We start from the raw sequence: 18,461 nt of genomic DNA on the forward strand, positions 1-18,461 counted from the left end.
TGCGATCAGAGCGTCGATTCTTTCAATTGTTCCTGGCCGAGTATTGAGTGCCTCTCATCCGTGCGGCCGACGCGGGTCAGATCGTGGGGATAATGAACCGAAGCCCGCCAGAAAAGCAGCCCGCCGAAAATTGTCAGTACCGAAAGCGAGAAGAGGCTGACGCGGAGGGATTCGGCGCCGAACCGGTCAGCCAGCAAGTCGCTGACGACCCCGCCTATCACCGGGCCAAATGCGCTGCCGATCACGTTGATGATGACGACCAGCATCGCCGTTGCCTGCGCCCGTTGATGCGGCAGGACGAGGCGGGCGGCGGCTCCGAAGGAAGGGCCTGCCCACATGGCCGCCATCATGCCGGTGAGGATGGAAAGCAACGCGACGCCAGGGACGCGCAGGCCGCCGATCTGCACGGCTGCGCCACCCGGCAGGGTGAACATGACGATGAAGATCGGGAAGGCGAGGAGGAATGCGATGGCGGGCACGCGCAGCTGCCAGGCTTCGCCACGGACGCGCAGGCGGTCCACGATGACGCCGCTCAGCAAGCTGCCCGTGATGCCGCCGATCGCCGCGCCGATGCCGAGCCAAGTGCCTGCCTCGACAAGGGTCATGCCATGGGAGCGCATGAAGAAAGCGGGCGTCCAGATGGCGGCGGCATAGCCGAATATATTGAACGTCCCGACGCCAAGGCCAAGCAGGCGCAAGGACGGGATCGACCAGCAGCGGCGGATGGCGCGCCACAGGCTTTCGGACGGTTCATCGCTCGGGATGTGAGCGGCCTTGTTGCGGCGGGGGCCGGTAAGCCAAAGCAGCAGCGCCAGGGGAAAGCCGGGGATGGCGAGCGCGAAAAAGGCCCAGCGCCAGCCCCACATCGCGGCCACGGCTGCGCCGCCGGTCAGGCCGAGGACGACGCCGATATAGGTGGAGGCGGAAAGGACGCCCATGGCGCTCGACCGGCGGCGTTCGTCATAGAGGCTGGCGAGGAGCGATTGGGCAGGCGGCAGGCCGCCCGCTTCACCGATGCCGACCATCAGGCGAGCGATGCTCATCTGTAATATATTGCCAGCCGCGCCACAGGCTGCCGTCGCCGCGCTCCACAATGTAGCGGACAGGGTGAGGACCCCGCGTCGCGACCAACGGTCTGCGAGGCGTGCGAGCGGCATGCTGAACAACACGTAACTGGCGACGAAGCCGGGTCCGCCGACCAGACCGAGGAGCGAATCGGACGCGCCGAATTCCGATTTGATCGCGGGAATAAGGACGGAGAAGACGTGGCGATCCGCGTAGCTCAACGAATTGATCGCGAGCAGCAGCAGCAAGATATAGAGCGCATAAGCCGCGCGGGCCGGGCGTTCCTCCGTCGGCGCCATCATTCTCTCCTCACATTGGCAGGCAACCGGTCCGCGTTGCAAAAACTTCATGGCCGGATGCAATTATTCAAGGAGGGATGGCGCAGATGCATCGGATTCGCAAGCGCCGAGGTTATTCGATCCGCAATATGGAGCGACTGCCCCTGAACGCGGGACGGCCGTCAGTGTGTTGGGGCAGTTACGAGCGTGCGGCATTACGGGCGCATATCCTTAGCTGTTGCTCGCTCCTACATCGATGATGGGTGGAGGGGGGCCTGGCCGGATCGGTCGCGGCAGGCCCGCATTCTTACCTCACCATTCCATCTCGGGCGTGACGATCAGGTCCTTCACCGCGTCGGGAGCATAGGTCCAGGGTTCATCGAAGCCGACCGAGACCGAGCTGTAGCCGAGGATTTGGCGCAGAATTTTGGACGATCCCTTCATCACTTCGGGGTCGATCGCCATCGGGAAGTTGATCATGGGCTTCCACCAGGGCGGGCAATAGCCGATGATCACGCCAGCGCGTTCAAGGTCCGTTGACGTGTTCGCGCCCGTGCCGTGCAGCAGCAGGTCGGTATAGATGAGCACCGATCCGGCGGGCGCTTCGGCAGGCACGGATTCATATTGGACAGCCCAGGATTGCGGTTCGGTGTCGCGGTGGCTGCCGGGGACCATGCGGGTTGCACCATTGGCTTCGACAAAATCATCGAGGCACCAGATGAAGCGGGTCTGCGCGGCGCCTGCCGACAGAGGCATCGCGCCGCTGCGGTCGCGGTGGATGCCCTGTTGCGCGCTGCCGGGGCGGGTGACGTTGGCGCCATAGCTGTGCACCAGATAGGATTCGTCCAGCGTCTGCGGCCCCAGCAGTTCGCGGGTGAGCTGAAGCGGCAGTTCATGTTCCAGTATGTCGCGGAAGAAGCGTTCCCGGTTCATCAGATGGCAGCCCGACATGCGGCGATTAAGGTCGTCATTATCGGTGTAGAAGCGGCGGACGCGCTCTTCATCGATGGCTTCTTCGCGGGCGATTTCGGCGGCGAGGAAGTCGCGCATCTCGCGCGCCTTGTCCTTGGTCACGACCTCGGCCGCGATGGCGTAGCCCGCGCGGTCGAGATCGGCGCGGATCTGGTCCATGTCCTTGGTCGGTTGCGGCAGCGGGCCGTCAAATTCGAGCGGCTTTATGGGGCGCTTGTCCATTGCGCCCATATTGTGCGTGACCTGCCTCTTCGCGTTTCCGGTAGCCATGGCTTATCCTCTCTCCGATATTCGTCCGGTGTTCGGTCCACCTGTATTTTATAACCGCTGCGTTGCGCAATCAATTCGTACAGTCGTTGTACTTTCTTGCTTGAGTGCGCGCATTGCCAAGGCCCAATGCCAGGCGGCCCACAGGAAGAAGGCGGTGAGGCAGATCATCGCGTCCCGCAGGCCGAGCGCCGCGTCGCCGCCGCGCAGATAGGCGAAGGCGTCGCTCAGCACGCCTGCCACAAGAGGCCCCATCGATACGCCGATCAGGTTAGCAGCGACGATGTTCATGGCGCTTGCCCGCGCGCGCATCGATACGGGCGCGAGGCTTTGGGTGAGGGCGATCGAGGGCGCGGTCCAGAAGGAACCGACGATGTAGCTGGGGATGAGGACGAGGAGAACGGCCTGCCCGTCCGCCATGCTGAGCGCGATGATGTCCAGCGGGATGCAGAGGAGCATGCCCGCGATCGGCAGCCAGAGCGCCATGTGGAGGCCCGACTTGGCAAGCCGCGTTCCTTGCCAGCCGCCTGCCCAGGTGCCGATCGCCCCGCATATGCCGGTTAGCAGGCCAAGGCCGACGCCGACATGCGCCAGGCTCATGCCATGGTTGCGGATGAGGAAGGAGGGTAGCCAGGTCGCTATGCCGGTTTGGGCGAAGGCCATGATCGCCGTCCCGGCGACGATGTGCAGGAAGGCGCGCCGTTGTGAGAGGACACGCAGGCTTTGAAGGAAGCTGAGCGGCTCCTGCTTTTCAGCCGGTTGATCGGAGGGGTCTTCGGTTCCGCCGCAGATTGGCTCGCGGGCGATGAGGGGGAAGAGGATCGCGATCAGGATGCCGGGGGCGCCCGCCAGCAGCAGGGCCGTGCGCCAGTCGGTCGCCTGCGCGACGATGCCGCCTATGGACAGGCCCGCCATGATGCCGACGGGCACGCCGATGGCGAAGATGCCTGCCGCAGCGGGTCGCTCGCGCGGGGGGTAGAGGTCGGAGATGAGGGAGTGGGCGGCGGGGGCAAAGCCTGCTTCGGCAAGTCCGACGCCCATGCGCGCGGCGAAGAAGCCGCCGAAGCTGCGGGTGAGGCCGCATAGGGCCGTCATGACGCTCCAGCTGGCGGTGAACAGCGCGATCAGCCGCACGCGATTTACGCCCCGATCGATCAGCTGGGCGATGGGAATGCCCATCAAGGTGTAGAAAATGCCGAAGGCTCCGCCGGTCAGCAGGCCGAGTTCCCAGTCGGCGAGCTGGAAGTCGGCCTTTATCGGTTCCTGAAGGATGACGACGATCTGGCGGTCGAGATAGTTGAGGCTGTAGATGAAGGCGAGCATCAGCAGCATCGCTGTGCGGCGTTGCGCCTTGAGCGGTGCTGATGCTGCGAGCGCGTCGGGGCCAGCCGCTGGGAGCGTGTCCGACATGGTCAGCGGTGCCGGGTTCGTCATCAGCTTGTCTCCCAAGGAGCCGCCGTCTTGCGCAACGGCTTAGGTCATTGGGCGCAGGATGATCGGAACGCTGTCAGGATCAACGCGGGCGCGCAACTTTCCGCGCATATGGAAGCCCGCAGGTCAGGCCTGGAATATCAGGACCGAGGCAGGCCGAGATGATGCTGGGCGATGATGGTGCGATGCACTTCGCTGGTGCCGCCATAGATGGTCTGGCCGATGGATTGGCGGTAGGATTCCTCGATCTTCGCCAAGGCGGGCGTTTGGTGGGTGAGCGTGCCGGGTGCGGCGAGGGCGGCGAGATCGGCGGCGTCAGCCATGTAGATTTCGGTGGTGAACATCTTGGCCATCGGGCCGATGGCGCGGGTCATGCGGCCCGCTTCGATCGCCCAGGTGACGCGGCGGCATAGGAGATCGGCGATTTCCAGATGTGTACGTACGCGGGCGAGGCGGGCGCGGACGGCGGGTTTGTCGATCGGGCGTTTTCCAGCCGCATCGGCGCTGCCTGCCCAGTCGAGCGCGGCGCGCATCAGGCTGTGGTGATAGATATGATAGCCTTCGCCGCCATGTTCGATTTCCATGGCGGCGGCCATGACCTTGAGCCCGCCATTGATGTCGCCGAGGCGATAGCGGTCGGGCACGCGCACATCGTCGTAGAAGGTGATGTTGGTGCGTTCATCCGGAAGCGTATTGACCGGCTGGATCGTGACGCCCGGCAGGTTCATGGGGAAGAAAAAGATGGTGATGCCCTTATGCTTGGGCGCATCGGGATCGGTGCGGGCGAGCAGAAGGATATAGTCGGAGATATGCGCGCCGGTGGTGAACATCTTTTGCCCGGTGATGATCCAGTCGTCCCCATCGCGCACGGCGCGGGTGCGGGCGGCGTACATGTCCGATCCTGATGCTGGCTCGGTAAAGCCGAGGCAGGCGAGGGCGGAGCCATTGGCGAGGCGGGGCAGGACTTCCGCCTTGAGTTCGGGCGAGCCGAATTTCATCGTCATGCGCGCGCCCATGTTGGTGCAGCCGATGGGGATGCGGGAGATGCCATATTCCTCGAACACGCGGCCGAGGGCGGTTACTTCCATGGGGCTGCGGTCTTGCCCGCCCCATTCGCGAGGCCAATCAGGATAAGCGAGGCCCGCAGCGGCAAGCTGACGGTGGAGATCGGGAAGGTGGCCGTCGGTGGAGGTGGCGGCTTGCGCACGCAGGTCGGTGGTGACCGCCGTTTCGAGGAAAGCGCGTACTTGTGCCGCGAAAGCGTCTTCATCCGGCGTGAAGCCCATTTCGACGCCGGGGTCGCCTGCTTCGGGCAGGGCGGTTGTCGTGCCTGCCCAGAGCCGGTCGCCTGCTTCGATCAGCCGGTCTTCGGGGTCGCCCTCTGCCAGCGCGATGCGGTCGATCGCGAGGAAATAGAGATGGATGTCATATTCATCGGAAAGGCCGTACCCGCCGAAGGTACGCAGCGCGCGGCGCACGGCGTTGCGGGCTGTGGTGGCGGTCCACCATCTCGTCAGGGCGGTAAGCGCGCCTGCTTCGGACTGCTGCTGGGCGACGCCCCAAATGGTGCGCCATAGCAGGAGACGGCCACCCTCCATGTCGGTGATGGAGTCGGCGAGGGGGAAGGCGACGCCCTGAAAGGCGCCGATCGGCTGGTCGAACTGCTTGCGATCGGTGGCGTAGGCGGCGGCCATCTCGATCGCGCGGGTGCCTGCGCCGACGAGCCATGCGGAGCGCATCAGGGTTCGTTCGGTGAGGGCGGCTTCGAAGGACTGCCTCGCTGCGTTGCCGCTGGTGACGGCGCGCCTTTCGCCGGTGGGCAGGAGGGCGTGGATGGCGTCGGATTCCCACGTCAGCTGGGTGCAGCCGTCCTGCGGGTCGAAGCTGATGGGGGAGGACGTTACTTGTTCGAGCAGCGCGGCGGTGGCTTCGCCTTGAAGCTGGCCCAGAAGCGCGCAGGCGGCGATGCCGTCCGCGATCGGGATAGGGGCCGCGCCCCGGCCTGCCGCTTCGCAGATCAGCGCGGCTTCCATGAGGCCCATGCCCAGGCCGCCGCGATCTTCGGGGGCGCGCATGGTGATGAAGCCCATCTCGGCGGCCTGGCTCCAGAGGCTGGCATCGACAGCTCCTTTGGCTGCGCGGGCGGCCTGCACCACCTCTTCCCGATCGAAGAAGCGCAGGGCTGCTTCCTGCATCATCGCCTGCTGTTCGTTGAGTTCGAGGTTCATGCCATTTCCATCTTGTTCGCGCCCTCCTGCTTGGCCATCCTGAGGCGTAGGATGTCAATTTGGCGGTGGCGCGCTTCCGGCAATGCGGAAGGGCGCTGGTAGCGGATGCCCGCAGCGCCGATCGCGCGCAACGAGCAGTCCAGGAGTAAGGCAGATGGTAGAATATATCCGTTACGCGGTCGAGGAACGGGTCGCGACGATCACATTGGATCGCGCCGACCGGGCGAACGCGCAAAATGAACCCTTTTTGCGGCAATTGAACGAGGCGTGGGAAAAGGCGGCGGCGGACGAGTCCGTGCGCGTCATCCTGCTGCGTGCGGAGGGCAAGCATTTCTCCGCCGGGCACGATGTGAGCGCGGAGGCCATTCGCGACGGATCGTTCAACCGCATTCGCGAGACGATCCCGGAACGCGGGCTGCTGGGCATCCATGAATGGGAGGCCAAACATTATCTTGGCTATTCCAAGCGCTGGCGCGATATTCCCAAGCCGTCGATCGCGGCGGTTCAGGGGGCCTGCATCGCGGGTGGCCTGTTGCTGGCATGGCCGTGCGACCTGATCATCGCGGCTGATGATGCGCGCTTTTCCGATCCGGTGGTGCTGATGGGCATTGGCGGCGTCGAATATCATGGCCACACATGGGAATTGGGGCCGCGCAAGGCGAAGGAGATGCTGTTCACCGCCAAGCCGATCGACGCGCATGAGGCGGAACGGCGAGGCATGGTGAACCGGGTCGTGCCGCGCGCGGAGCTGGATGCCGAGGCGCTGGCGCTGGCCCGCGAGATTGCGCAGATGCACCCGCATGCGCTCGCCATGGCGAAGCGGGCGGTGAACCAGACGCTCGACATCATGGGGCAGAGCGCGGCGCTGCAAAGCTGTTTCGATATCCACCAGCTGGGCCATGCGTCGGCTTATGGTCAGACGGGCGAGTTCATCGTGGCGGGCATGGACAAGGTGAAGTCGCACTCATGAGCATAGTGACGCAGGTCGAGGGCGGGGTCGCCACGTTGACGCTGAACCGGCCCGATCGGTTGAACGCGGTTACGGAGGCTATGCTGGATGAGATCGCGCTGACATTGCGCGGGTGGTCGGTCGATCCGGCGGTGCGCTGTGTCGTTTTGGCGGGGGCGGGGCGCGGTTTCTGTGCGGGCTATGATTTGTCGGGTGACGGTAAGGAAGAGCGGGCCGAGCCGATGCGCGCCCATGAAGCGGCTGCGCGGATGAGCGTTCATGCGGAAATTCCGCTGCTGCTGCATCGGATGCCCAAGCCGACTATCGCTTGTCTGCGCGGGCCGGTGGCGGGGAGCGGGCTGGTCATGGCGGCGGCGTGCGACCTGCGGATCGCGTCGCGGACGGTGAAGTTCAAGCTCGCTTTCGCCAGCGCGGGGCGGTGCGGCGATCCGGGGGGGAGCTATTTGCTCACCCGGCTGCTGGGCGCGGCGCGGGCGCGGGAGATGTTCCTGCTGGACGAGCCGATGCTGGGGGACGAAGCGCTGGCCAGTCGGCTTATCAATCGGCTGGTTGAGGATGCGGTGCTGGAGAGTGAGTGCGCAGCTTTGGCGGCGAAGCTGGCGAGCGGGCCGACGGCGGCCTTTGCGGCGATGAAGCGTAATCTCAATGCGGCGGGGACCATCGCGCTGGAGGAAAGCATGGCGCAGGAGGCGGCGGCCAATGCGCAGATCAGCTTGTTTTCGCATGATGCGAGAGAGGCGGCGCGGGCGTTCATGGAGCGACGCGCGCCCAATTTTCTCGGTTACTGACGAGCCGCAATTGGCACCTGTTCCGGCATGGCGGAATTGGGGCGGGATCGGCTTACCTCGTGCCAAAAATTCGATATTGCAAAAAACAAGATTGGCGCACTCGCATGCGCTCGACAGCAGATGGGATGGGATGAATGGCCACGGCGGCAAAGGCGATCGACACTGACAGCATCCGGCGCGCGGTTGAGCTGGCGGACCTGAACGCGCTGCGGGTCGCGCTGTTTCAGAATAGCGGGGACGAGGAGATCGCCGCCCTGCCCGGCGCCGCGCAGATGAGCGAGGGGCAGAAGGCGCTGCTGAAGGCGCGCGCGGTCGAATGGCTGGCCGACAATGCCGGTGCGGCGGAACTGCCCGAACCGCCAGAAGCGGAATTGCGCCGCCTAATGACGATGCTGTCGGGTGAGATGACCGATGTTGAGTTCGAGGCGCGGCGTGACCTTCCGGCCTTCCGTGCCGTTCCTTGCGCCGTCGAGTGGGAGGGCGAGGAGCCGAAGATCCCCGAGGATTTCCGCATCGTCATCATCGGCAGCGGCCCGGCGGGGATCGCGGCGGGGGTGCAGTGTGAGTTGCTCGGCCTGCCCTATTTGCTGCTTGATCGTCAGCCGGAGGCGGGAGGTACGTGGACGATCAACCGCTATCCCGACGTGCGGGTCGATACGCCGTCGATCACCTATGAATATAGTTTCGAGAAGCTCTACCCCTGGGGCGAGCATTTCAACCGGGGTGAGGATGTCCGCACTTACCTCCAACATGTCTCGCGCAAATATGGGGTTATGGCGAACAGCCGGTTTGGCCATGATGTGAAGGGCGCGCTATTCGATGAAGGCCGCAACGTCTGGCGGCTGGACGTTGAAACGCCGGGCGGGCGTGAGGAAATCGTCGCTAATGTCGTGATCACCGCGTGCGGCACCTTTGCCAATGCGCAGTTGCCCGACATTGACGGCGTGCAGGAGTTCGACGGGCAGATCATCCATCCGTCTGCATGGCCGGAAGGATTGGACCTGACCGGCAAGCGGGTCGCCATCATTGGCAATGGATCGACCGGCGTGCAATTGCTGAGCGCTGTCGCGCAAAAGGCGGGGCGTGTCAGTGTCGTGCAGCGGACCCCGCAATGGATCAGCCCGCGCGAGAAATATGGTGCGCCGATCGAGCCGGAACTGGCGTGGCTCAATGAGAATATGCCCGGATACTGGAACTGGTCGCGCTACACCGCCACCATGCCGCTGTTCGACATCGACAGGTTGCAGCGCGTCGATCGCGAATGGCAGGCGCAGGGGGGCAAGGTCAGCAAGGCCAATGACGATCTGCGCGCCTTCCTGACCAATTATATCCGGCAGGAAACCGGCGGGCGGGAGGATCTGATCGAGAAGCTCATCCCCGACTATGCGCCGATGTCGCGGCGTCCGGTGGTCGACAATGGATGGTATCGCGCGCTGACCCGCGACAATGTGGAGTTGCTCACCGGTTCGGTCGCGCGGTTCACGAAGACCGGTTTTGTGATGGCGGATGGGACGGCGCGGGACTTCGATGTCGTCATCGCCGCGACCGGTTTCGATGTGCTGAAATATCTCTGGCCCGCGCGGTATAAGGGGCTGAGGGGCAGGGACCTGCACGACACATGGGACGCAGGGGATGGGCCGCGCGCTTATCTGTCGATGATGGTGCCGCAATTTCCCAACCTGTTCATGCTGTACGGTCCCAATTCCCAGCCGCTGACCGGCGGCACGGGTCTGCCGCAATGGTGGCTGATCTGGGCGAGCTATGCCGCGCAATGCGTCATGCGCATGCTGAAGGAAGACAAGCGCCGCGTCGATGTTAAGGCCGAAGCTTTCGAGCGCTATAATCGAGAGCTGGATGCGGAGGCGCAGGGCTGGCTGCAGATGACGCCAGAGGGCGGCATCGAGAAGAATTATTATGTGAACCGCGAGCATCGCAGGCTGCAAGTCAACGCGCCGTGGCTCAGCCCCGATTATCACCGCATGTGTACGGTGGTGAATTGGGACGATCTGGAATTGAGCTGATGCCTCGCCCGGCCCTGGCCGCGTCACGCGCCATCGACATTTTGAACTTCATGGCGGCGGCTCCCTTGCGCGGCTATTCGCTGACGGAGCTGGTGCGGCAGCTGGACCTCAATCCCGCATCCTGCCACGCGTTGCTGGGCGCGATGACGCGGGACGGGTATCTGGTCCGGGCGCAGCGGGGGCGGGTCTATCGGCTTGGCCCGGCGTTGATCGCGATTGGTCATGCCGCGCTGCAATGCCATCCGGTGGTGGCGGCTGCGCGCAACCAGATCGCGCTTTTGTCAGCTGAGCTGGACATGGACAGCCTGCTCACCGCGCGGTTGGATGAGCGGCTGATCGCGCTTGCGTCGGAGGGGCCGGGGCGCATGCCGGGCCTAGCGGTGGGTCAGCGGGTGCCGCTCATTCCGCCGCTTGGCACGCCCTTTCTTGCCTGGGCGAACGAGCGGGAAGTGGATAGCTGGCTGGGCAAAGCGGCGGGGGCGATCGATGCTGACCGGCTGCGGCAGTCGCTCGCGATGGTGCGGCAGCGCGGTTATGCCGTCACGCAACGCAGCCCGGAGCAGGCGGCGGCCGGGCTTGCCGTGCTGGGCATGGCGGAGGAACCGCTGGCCGGGGATTGGCAGCAGCGCGTCGCCGAACGGATCGGGCAGATGGGCGAGGATTATCTGATGATCGAGGCGCAGCCCGATCGGCTGCATCCGGTGATGATGATTTCCGCCCCCGTATTTGGTGCGGATGGTGCGGTGCTGTGTACCCTTTCGCTATACGGCTTTGACCGTCCGTTGCCGATGAACCGCATTGCTGCCTTGGGCGAAGCGGTGGTGCGGCATTGCCGAGCGGCGAGCGCGGTGGCGGACGAGCCGGATTTGCAGATGAACGAGGTTGGGAGAGGCTGAGAAAATGCGGGCGCTAGTCTACGAAGGTTCGGGCAAGATCCGGTTTGTCGAGGATGTGGAAGTGCGGGAGCCAGGGCCTGGCGAAGTGCTGGTGCGCATCGTGGCGAGCGGCATTTGCCATTCCGACATTTCGGTCATCAACGGCACGATCGACTGGCCTGCGCCTGCGGTGCTGGGCCATGAAGGGGCGGGGATCATCGAGAAGCTGGGGCCGGGAGTTACCGAACTGGCGGTGGGCGATCATGTGGCGTTGCATACGCTGGCCAATTGCGGGCGCTGCGGGCCGTGTGAGAGTGGCAGGCCGACCCATTGCCGCCAATCCTATGGCAATCGCGCCCAGCCGTTCAGCCGCAATGAAGAGCCGGTGTCTAGCTTCGCGGCGACGTCGACCTTTGTCGAGAAGACGGTGGTGAAGGCCAATCAGGCGGTCAGGATCGACCCGACGGTGCCGCTCGACATTGCCTGCGTCGTGGGTTGCGGCGTGCTGACCGGGGTGGGGTCGGTCGTCAACCGGGCGCGGGTAAAGCCGGGCGAGACGGCGGCGGTGTTCGGCATCGGTGGTATCGGGCTTAATGTGTTGCAGGGCTTGCGGCTTTCGGGAGCGAGCCGGATCATCGCGATCGACTTGTTGGCAACGCGCGAGGAGAAGGCGCGGGAGTTCGGCGCGACCAATTTCATCGACGCTTCCAAGGGCGATGTGCCGCAGCGGATCAAGGACATCGTGTCGGGCGGCAATCCCGATCACGGCAGCGGCGTCGATTGGGCGTTTGAGTGCGTCGGTAGTACGCGGGTGCTGAACGATGCGATGGCGAGCCTTGGTTGGGGGGGCAACTGCGTGATCGTCGGCACGACGGCGATGGGGACGATGGCAGAGGTATCGCTGACGCCGCTCTCCTTTGTCGATCGCGGGGTGATGGGCGCGCGCTATGGGGCGTCGCGGCCACATCAGGATATCCCGTCCTATATTGCGCAATATCGGCAGGGTAAGCTGCTGCTGGATGAGCTGGTGACGCAGCGCTACGATCTTGCCGATTTCGAACGGGCCTTCCACGATCTGGAGGAAGGCAAGCTGGCGCGCGGGGTGTTCGTGCTGTGACAGGGGCTGGCGCCTGGGATCTGCCGCCATTGCGGGCGGGCTATGCCGCCGATGAGGCGCTGGTCGAGCGGCGGGCGCGGGCGGCTGGTTCTGCCGATGCTGCGGAACGCGCGGGCGAGACGCTTATTGGCGGCGTGCGTTGTTTGGTCATTGAGCCGCGCGGGCGTGATGCGCGGGGAGAGATGATCTACCTGCATGGCGGGGGGTATCGGCTGGGGTCGCCGCTTGCCTATGTGGATTATGCGCAACGGATCGCTGATGCAGCGGGGCGGCGGATCATCCTTCCATTTTATCCGCTGGCGCCCGAGCGTCCTTTTCCGGCGGCTTTGCATGCTGTTGTGGCGGTTTACCGGGCGCTGGACGACAGGCAGTCGGCAGTGATTGCTGGGGACTCTGCCGGGGGCGGGCTGGCGGCGGCGTTGTGCATTATGGCAGCGCGGGCTGGCGAGCGGCCTGCGGGTGCTGTTCTGGTGTCGCCGATGCTGGATTTGACGGCGCGAGGTGAGAGCCTTGATCGTAATGCGGCGCGTGATCCTATGTTTTCCAAGGCTGCCGTGTTGGATAGCGCGCAGCTGTATTTGCAGGGGCATGATCCGCGCGATCCGCTGGTTTCGGCGCTGGAGGCTGACCCGGCGGTCTTTCCGCCGGTGCTGGTGTTGACGGGTGGAGCGGAGGTGTTGCTGGATGAGGCGGTTGCCTTTGCCAAGCGGCTGGCGCTGGCGGATCGGCGGGTCACGCTGCATGTCGCGCCGGACATGGGCCATGTCTGGCCTTTACTGGCGCCTGAAACGGGCGAAGCGGGGGATGCGATCGCGACGATTGCCGCCTTTGTAAAAGCGCTGAAATCTACTGGCTCCAAGGATTCCGTGTAGCCGGAAAGCCGTCCCGCTTAATTGCCAGACGCGGGCGGGTACAGGACAACAAGTACCAACTTATCATAGCTGACCGAAAGACATTGCGATGACGACGCCCAGCCTTCCGTTCCCCGTTTATGACGCGGACAATCATTTTTACGAGCCCGAGGATGCGCTGTTCCGGCATTTGCCCAAGAAGTGGCACAAGGATTTCCGCTTCGTCGAAGTGGATGGCCGCAAGCGGTTGGCGATCAAGGGGCAGATTTCGGACTATATCCCCAATCCCACCTTCGAGCGGGTGGCTGCGCCGGGGACGCACGTCAAATATTATAAGGCCGACAATCCCGAAGGTCTGACCATGCGGCAGATGACGGGGAAGCCGATCGCGCCGCCGGAATCCTGGCGGACGGGCGGGGAACGGCTGGCGGTGCTGGACGGTCATAATGTCCATGCGGCGCTTATGTTTCCGACGCTCTTTTCGGTGATCGAAAAGTGGATGAGCTATGACCATGAGTTTCTGCATGATGCCTTGCATGCGCTGAACCAGTGGACGAGCGAGGAATGGGGCTTTGCGCGCGAGAACCGGTTATTTGGGGTTCCTGTGGTGTCGCTTGCCGACATGGATCGGGCGCTGGCCGAGACGGACTGGCTGATCAAGCAGGGTGCGCGGACGATCTGTATTCGGCCTTCCCCGGTGCCGGGTTATCGTGGTGGGCGGTCGATGGGGCTGAAGGACTTCGATCCCTTCTGGGCGCGGATCGAGGAGGCGAAGATATTCGTGTCGATCCATGCTTCCAATTCCGATTACGACCATTTGATCGAAATGTGGACCGGCGGGGCGGAATGGTTGCCGTTTGAATCCGATCCTTTCGTCAATTGCCTGCGGATTATCGAGCGGGCGATTTCCGATACGATCGCGGCGATTATATGCGGCGGCGTTTTTGACCGCTTCCCCGGTGTTCGGGTGGTGAGTGTCGAGAATGGTGCGAAGTGGGTCATTCCGCTGATTGACCAGTTGAAGCATGTTTATGGGCAGATGCCGCAGAAATTCATGAATGATCCCGTTGACCAATTTCATCGGAACATTTTCGTGACGCCCTTTGTCGAGGATGATTTCGGGCAACTGCGAGAACATATGCAGGTGAACCGGATATTGTTCGGGAGTGATTATCCGCATCCGGAGGGGACTGAACACCCACTCGATTTCCTTCATGAATTGACGAGCTATTCGATGGCCGAGAAGGAAATGGTGATGTCGTCGAACCTGAAGGGCCTGTTGGAAGGCGTGCGCAATTAAGGACGACCGCCAATGAGTCAGGACGTTATCGAGCAGCTTCGCGCCAACCTGCGCGACCATAGCGACGCGCGGGGTATCGAATTTGAGGGCCGGTGGGTGAGTTGGGGTGAGGTGGCGCGCTATGGCGACGCCGTCGTTGCGCTGCTTGACGCCGCCGGGTGCCCGCCATCGGCGAAGGTGGGCATCATCATCCGCAACCGGCTGGCCCATGCGGCGGCGGTGGTGGGGCTGCTGGCGCACAGGCGGTCGGTAAGTTTCGTCTATCCCTTCCTGCCCGCGACCGCGATTTCGGACAATATCGAGAATTTGGGAGCCGCCGCGATATTGGCGGATGAGCAGGACTGGCCGAACTTTTGGGAGGCTGCGGGACAGGCTGGTTGCGCGGGGATCGCTTTTGGCGGGATCGATGACGCGCCCATGCTGGTCGATGGGCTGAAGAAGTGCAGGCGATCCTCGTTCGATGATGCCTTGCCCGATGGCGGGATCGAGGTGCTGTCGAGCGGGACGACGGGGACGCCCAAGCGCATTCCTATGCCGCTGAAGCTGCTGGAACGGGCGGTGATGAGTGCGCCCGGTGCGGAGTCCGGCAGCGCGCCGCCGGTGCAGATCAACATCTGGCCGCTGGGCGGGGTTGGGGGCGTGTGCTTGCTGACCGGCGCTGCGGTCAATAATACGCCGTTGGTGCTGATGGAGCGCTTTACGGTCGATGGGCTGGTGGATGCGCTGCGCCGCCACAGGCCCGATACGCTGGGCCTCAATCCGACGGCGATCGCGATGATCATGGACGCTAATGTGTCGGTCGAGGATATGGCGAGCGTGAAGAGCGTGTCGGGGGGATCAGCTTATCTGGATCCCGATTTGCAGGAGCGGTTTGAGGCGCGCTACAGCCTGCCGATCCTGTGGGGCATGGGCGCGACGGAATTTTGCGGCACGATCGTCCGCTGGACGCCGCAGATGCGGGCGGAGCGCGGGGACAGCAAGCGCGGTAGCACCGGCCTTCCCATGCCGGGCGTGGAGATACGCGCCGTTGATCCGGAAAGCGGCGCGGAAGTTTCGCGCGGGGCGGAAGGATTGCTGGAAGTGCATTGCCCGTCCGTGCGGCCTGACTGGGTGCGGACCACTGATCTGGTGATGATTGATGAGGACGGATATGTCTTTCATCGCGGACGGCATGATGGCGCGATCGTGCGGGGTGGGTTCAAGATATTGCCGGAGCGCGTGGTTGACGTGCTGCGCCAGCATCCCGCCGTTGTCGATGCTTCGGTGGTGGGGATTCCCGATGCCCGGTTGGGGGCGGTGCCGGTGGCGGCGGTGGAACTCAGCCAGAATGCGGGGGCGGTGGATGAACAGGCGCTGCTGGCGCATGTGCGGGCCGAATTGCCGCCGACGCATGTGCCGGTGGAGATTCGGATCGTGGACGCGCTGCCGCGCACGCCGTCGCTGAAGGTCAGCCTGACCGAAATCAAGAAGATGTTCCTGCCCGACGCCGCATGAGCGGGCACGCGCAACGAAGAGGATGGAGAGGATGAGCGTGTCATTGCTGGGGCTTGAGGGGAAGAAAGCGCTGATCGTCGGCGGTGGTCGTGGCATGGGCGAGGCGAGCGCGCTGCTGCTCGCCGAGGCGGGGTGCGATGTGGCCGTGCTGGACAGCGTCATGGAGCGGGCCGAGCAGGTCGCAAGCGAAGTGCGCGCGATCGGGCGCGCGGGCATAGCGATCGAGGCGGACATATTGGATGAGGCGTCGGTCAAGAAAGCCGTGGCGGATGCGGAAGGGGCGCTGGGCGGACTCGACATATTGGTGACGATCGTGGGGCAGGCGCTGTTCAAGCCGCTGCTCGACGTGACGCTGGAGGAATGGGATAATGATCAATCCCGCAACCTGCGCTATTTCTTCGTGACGGCGCGCGCCGTTGCTCAGTCTATGATTGCGCGTGGAGTAGGCGGTTCGCTGATCTGCATCGGGTCGGTCGATGGAGCGGTTGGGTCGCCGATGCATGCGCCCTATGGCGCGGCCAAGGCGGGGCTCATGCATCTGGTGAAGTCGATGGCGACCGAATGGGGGCGGCATGGGATTCGCGCCAACGCCGTGGCTCCGGGCAGCATCACCACGCCCCGATTGCCCGAAACGGCGCAATCGCGGGCGCTGATGGAAGCGAGCGTGCTGCCGATCGGGCGGCCGGGCACGACGCGGGACGTGGCTGGGGCTGTGCTGTTCCTGGCGTCGGGACTGTCGGAATATGTGACGGGCCACAGTCTGTTCGTGGATGGCGGGTGGATGGCGGCGAACCATTTCGACCCGCGGGTGATGGCGACCAAGAAGAGCAACGAATAGCGGCTCAATCGGTCAGGAAAGGCTTGATCGCCGACAGGCATGCGTCAAAGGCGTCATGCTGGGGCCAATGGCCGCTCTCTGGCAGGCGGACTTCCCGCGCGTCAGGGATATGGGCCAGCAAATCAGAAGGCAAATTGGAAGGCCAGCTGCGTTCGCCATTAACGAGGAGCGTCGGGCAGGCGATATTGCGCCACAAGGCCCTGACATCGTGCAGGGAGATGTCGGGAAAAGCCCAGACGGCGAGATAGGGATCATGTTTCCACTGCCATCCATCCTTGCCAGCCCGCCGCAGACCATGGCGCGTCAGGTGCCGTGCCTGCGTAGGGGTGAGGAAGGCATGGCGTTCCCGCATACGCTCGACCGCTTCATCGACGGACGCGAAGATGCGCGGGGCGGCAAGGGAAGCGGCGCGGCGCTCCTCAAGCCAGTTGCGGGTCGTTTGTGCGATGCTTTGGCTGAAGCGATAGGCTTCGATATCGGGAGGCGCGCCAACGGTTTCGATCGCGACGATGCGTCTTATCGTTTCGGGATAGATTGCGGCAAAGCGCAAGGCGATGTGCGCGCCGAGGGAGTGGCCGATCAGGATGGCCTGACGCTGCGGACCCAGCGCCAATTGTGCGGCAAGCGCGTCGAGATCGGACAGATAGGCCGCGAAGTCGTAGCGCCCATCCTGCGACCAGCCGCTGTTCCCATGGCCGCGAAGGTCGGGGGCGATGATGTGATAGTGGGGGAGCAGGGCATTCGCCAGCGCGTCCCAGCTGCGGCTATGGTCCCGGCTGCCATGAAGGAGGATGGCGACCGGCGCGCCTTCATGCGTCCATTCGGTATAGCTGAGCGGCATGCGGCCATTGTGAAAGCGGCGCTTCACAGGCTTCGTCCTGATGTGGGGGCGACTTTGTCTGTCATGCATATTTGCAGTGTAGAGAGAAGCGAAGCTGTGCTGGCGACCGGCAATGGCGGCTTTCCATATTCGCGTAAGGGATCGCGGCGGTGCGGATTTCCCACGCTTGAATCCATGGTGCGCCAGGAATATGGTGGGGAATAGCAAAATCCGGGTGATCGGCAGCGCCGACGCTGGCAAGAAGTGCGTAGGAGGCGGCATGAGCGCTAACTCACAGGCGGAAGGCAGGTCTGGCGGCAGAGGTAGCGTGAAGTCGTGCCTGCGGACGCTGGAGGTGCTGGAATATTTCATGAAGTCGGGCGAGCCTGCGCGCACGATCGAGATCAGTGAAGCATTGGGCATCCCCAATTCAAGCGCTGACGAAATCTTGCGCACGCTCGCGAGCACTGGCTATCTTACCTATAATCAGGCGACGAAGCTCTATGCGCCGTCCTACAAGCTGGTCGCAAATGCTTCGTCGATCGAGCAGAGCTTTTTTGGAAGCGGCCGGATCAACGAGGTGATGGAAGATATGCGGCGCGAAACCGGCGGATCGGTCTTCGTCACGCAGCAGAATGACTGCTGGTCGGAGAGTGTCGCTGAAATGTCCGGCGGCTGGGCGGCGAAGCCGGATGCGGAGCCCTATTATTCCTCCGAGATGATCTGTTTCCAGCACAATAGCTGGCGGCCGGGCACCAATTTTGCTGCGGCGATGCTGGCGCAGCAATCCAATGTCGACATCATCCAGCTGGCGACACGGACGCAGAGGCTGGGTCTGGGTCCGAAGGGGCCGACGCTGATGAAACATCTGGTGGACCGGATTTCCACGACGCGGGCGCGTGGGTTTGCGCTTTGCCGACGGAGCGCGACCATTCCGGTGGACTCGATCGCTATGCCGCTGCGGGTGCCGCATGGCGTTGCTTCCTATGCGATCGGCGTGGTGGGCGATCCGCTGTTCGTGAACGACAATGATGTGCGGCAGATGCTGTCGGGCATGCAGTCGGTCATCTACCGCTATAATGATCGCATTCGCCGGAACGGGGCGGTGAGCATGCAATAAGGGGACGGCCTTTCCTGTGCCGCCCT

General features: G+C 63.8%; 15 protein-coding genes. 10 read left to right on the plus strand and 5 right to left on the minus strand.

Annotated features, from left to right (window positions below; all coding sequences use genetic code 11):
* Positions 1-5: 5 nt before the first annotated feature.
* The 4 genes from ACZ5U1_RS15545 to ACZ5U1_RS15560 form a co-directional block, all read right to left on the minus strand.
* The gene (locus tag ACZ5U1_RS15545; RefSeq protein WP_464780789.1) at positions 6-1,367 is read right to left on the minus strand and encodes a spinster family MFS transporter; all 1,362 of its coding nucleotides are present in this window, start codon (positions 1,365-1,367) and stop codon (positions 6-8) included.
* A gap of 288 nt (positions 1,368-1,655) precedes the next feature.
* Positions 1,656-2,585, minus strand: coding sequence for a phytanoyl-CoA dioxygenase family protein (locus ACZ5U1_RS15550; RefSeq protein ID WP_464780790.1), 930 nt, complete (start codon positions 2,583-2,585; stop codon positions 1,656-1,658).
* Between the two features lie 48 nt (positions 2,586-2,633).
* Positions 2,634-4,016 carry a spinster family MFS transporter gene (locus ACZ5U1_RS15555; protein WP_464780791.1) on the minus strand — a complete coding sequence of 461 codons (1,383 nt, stop codon included), beginning with the start codon at positions 4,014-4,016 and terminating at the stop codon, positions 2,634-2,636.
* A gap of 137 nt (positions 4,017-4,153) precedes the next feature.
* Positions 4,154-6,241 (minus strand): acyl-CoA dehydrogenase, encoded by a 2,088-nt coding sequence (locus ACZ5U1_RS15560; RefSeq protein WP_464780792.1) that lies wholly within the window; start codon positions 6,239-6,241, stop codon positions 4,154-4,156.
* Positions 6,242-6,395: 154 nt separating this feature from the next.
* On the opposite strand from ACZ5U1_RS15560, the gene ACZ5U1_RS15565 reads away from it, so the two are divergent.
* From ACZ5U1_RS15565 to ACZ5U1_RS15605, 9 genes are all read left to right on the plus strand, one after another.
* Positions 6,396-7,211 (plus strand): enoyl-CoA hydratase, encoded by an 816-nt coding sequence (locus tag ACZ5U1_RS15565; protein WP_464780793.1) that lies wholly within the window; start codon positions 6,396-6,398, stop codon positions 7,209-7,211.
* The gene (locus ACZ5U1_RS15570; protein WP_464780794.1) at positions 7,208-7,999 is read left to right on the plus strand and encodes an enoyl-CoA hydratase-related protein; all 792 of its coding nucleotides are present in this window, start codon (positions 7,208-7,210) and stop codon (positions 7,997-7,999) included. Before ACZ5U1_RS15565 ends, ACZ5U1_RS15570 begins: the two co-directional genes overlap by 4 nt.
* Before the next feature lie 134 nt (positions 8,000-8,133).
* The gene (locus tag ACZ5U1_RS15575) at positions 8,134-10,020 is read left to right on the plus strand and encodes a flavin-containing monooxygenase (RefSeq protein WP_464780795.1); all 1,887 of its coding nucleotides are present in this window, start codon (positions 8,134-8,136) and stop codon (positions 10,018-10,020) included.
* A complete protein-coding gene (locus tag ACZ5U1_RS15580; RefSeq protein WP_464780796.1) occupies positions 10,020-10,916 on the plus strand; it encodes an IclR family transcriptional regulator in 897 nt (298 codons plus the stop codon). Before ACZ5U1_RS15575 ends, ACZ5U1_RS15580 begins: the two co-directional genes overlap by 1 nt.
* A gap of 4 nt (positions 10,917-10,920) precedes the next feature.
* Positions 10,921-12,012 carry a Zn-dependent alcohol dehydrogenase gene (locus ACZ5U1_RS15585; protein ID WP_464780797.1) on the plus strand — a complete coding sequence of 364 codons (1,092 nt, stop codon included), beginning with the start codon at positions 10,921-10,923 and terminating at the stop codon, positions 12,010-12,012.
* Positions 12,009-12,884 carry an alpha/beta hydrolase gene (locus ACZ5U1_RS15590; protein WP_464780798.1) on the plus strand — a complete coding sequence of 292 codons (876 nt, stop codon included), beginning with the start codon at positions 12,009-12,011 and terminating at the stop codon, positions 12,882-12,884. The genes ACZ5U1_RS15585 and ACZ5U1_RS15590 overlap by 4 nt, the downstream gene beginning before the upstream one ends.
* 88 nt (positions 12,885-12,972) lie before the next feature.
* Positions 12,973-14,163 carry an amidohydrolase family protein gene (locus ACZ5U1_RS15595; RefSeq protein ID WP_464780799.1) on the plus strand — a complete coding sequence of 397 codons (1,191 nt, stop codon included), beginning with the start codon at positions 12,973-12,975 and terminating at the stop codon, positions 14,161-14,163.
* 12 nt (positions 14,164-14,175) lie between these two features.
* A complete protein-coding gene (locus ACZ5U1_RS15600; protein WP_464780800.1) occupies positions 14,176-15,657 on the plus strand; it encodes a class I adenylate-forming enzyme family protein in 1,482 nt (493 codons plus the stop codon).
* A 31-nt stretch (positions 15,658-15,688) separates the two neighbouring features.
* Positions 15,689-16,495, plus strand: coding sequence for an SDR family NAD(P)-dependent oxidoreductase (locus ACZ5U1_RS15605; protein ID WP_464780801.1), 807 nt, complete (start codon positions 15,689-15,691; stop codon positions 16,493-16,495).
* A gap of 4 nt (positions 16,496-16,499) precedes the next feature.
* Here the strand turns inward: ACZ5U1_RS15605 and ACZ5U1_RS15610 are convergent, their stop codons facing one another.
* Positions 16,500-17,363 carry an alpha/beta fold hydrolase gene (locus ACZ5U1_RS15610; RefSeq protein ID WP_464780802.1) on the minus strand — a complete coding sequence of 288 codons (864 nt, stop codon included), beginning with the start codon at positions 17,361-17,363 and terminating at the stop codon, positions 16,500-16,502.
* Positions 17,364-17,595: 232 nt separating this feature from the next.
* Here ACZ5U1_RS15610 and ACZ5U1_RS15615 point away from each other — a divergent pair, with 232 nt between their 5' ends.
* Entirely contained in the window at positions 17,596-18,435 is an 840-nt protein-coding gene (locus tag ACZ5U1_RS15615; RefSeq protein WP_464780803.1) for a helix-turn-helix domain-containing protein, read from the plus strand.
* Positions 18,436-18,461 lie beyond the last annotated feature (26 nt).

This window comes from Sphingobium sp. TomTYG72 (assembly GCF_055394715.1).